We start from the raw sequence: 1224 nt of genomic DNA, 5'->3' as shown, positions 1-1224 counted from the left end.
TCGGCCCTCCAGTGGGTGGCCACCGCGTGCCTGCTGCCGACGGCCGCGCTGATGGCGCTGTTCGGGCGGGCGTCCGACATGGTCGGCAGGCGCCGGCTGTTCATCATCGGGGTGGCGACCTTCACCGTGTTCTCGCTGCTGGCCGGGCTGGCGCCGAGCCCGGGACTGCTGGTGGCGGCGCGCGTCGGGCAGGGCGTCGCGGCGGCGATGATCGGCCCGACCGCGCTCGCGCTGATGATCGCCGCGTTCCCCGAGGGGCCGCGGCGCACCCGGGCGCTGGGGGTCAACGGCGCCCTGCTCTCGCTGGGGTTCGTCGTCGGGACGATCGGCGGCGGGCTGATCACCAGTGGGCTGAACTGGCGCTGGACCATGCTCATCCTGTTCGGCATCGGCTCGCTGGTCATGCTCGGCGCGCTGACGGTGGTGCGCGAGTCCGGCCGAGGAAGCCGGGCCAGGCTGGACGTCCCCGGCGCGATCCTGGCGAGCGGCGGGCTCTTCGCCCTGGTCTATGGCATCTCCACCGGTGACCGGGCGGGCTGGGGCAGCGTGCCGACGCTCGCGACGCTGGTGGCCGCCGTGGTCCTCCTCGGCGCGTTCCTCCTCGTGGAGGCCCGGCACGCGGCTCCCCTCGTTCCGCTCCGGCTCCTGCGCCGCAGGACCGTCACCTGGGGCATGGCCGTGGCGCTGGTCACCTTCGGGATGTGCGGTGGGGCGACCCTGCTGCTCAGCATCCACATGCAGGACGTCCTGGGGTACTCCCCGCTGCGGACCGGGTTCGGCTTCCTCGGCGAGGGCGTCGCGGCGCTGCTCGCCGGGACCCTCGCGGCCCGGCTGATCAGCGCTCGGGGGACGGTGCCGATCATCGTGCTCGGCCTGACCGTGCAGGCGGTGGGCACCGCCGCGATGGTGTTCCTGCCCGCCGGGGGCGGACCGGCCCTCCTCCTGGCCACCTCGGCGACGATGGGGTTCGGGCACGTCCTGACCGTGGTGGCCGCCGTCACCACGATCACCTCCGGCCTGGACGAGGCCGACCAGGGCGTCGCCGGCAGCCTGGCCCAGATGCCCACCTTCGTCGGCGCCGTCGGCGTGGCCGGCCTCACCGCGATCGCCGCCGCCCGTACCCGGGCGCTCGCCCCGGCCACCACCGGGACACCGGCCGTCCTGAGCGGGCTGCACACCGCCTTCCTGGTGGCCGGTTCGGTCGCGCTGCTCGGCGACGTCGGC

The 1224-nt window shown here is 75.1% G+C and carries 1 protein-coding gene; it reads left to right on the top strand.

Annotated features, from left to right (window positions below; all coding sequences use genetic code 11):
• Positions 1 to 1224, top strand: a 1224-nt coding sequence (locus tag ACFFNX_RS50445) for an MFS transporter (protein ID WP_378213619.1), incomplete at both ends; no start/stop codon positions are given.

The sequence above is a fragment of the Actinoallomurus acaciae genome (assembly GCF_042429965.1).
GTDB lineage: Bacteria > Actinomycetota > Actinomycetes > Streptosporangiales > Streptosporangiaceae > Actinoallomurus > Actinoallomurus acaciae.
Note: the sequence above shows the minus strand (reverse complement) of the source record. Positions and strands in the feature narration are given on the sequence as shown.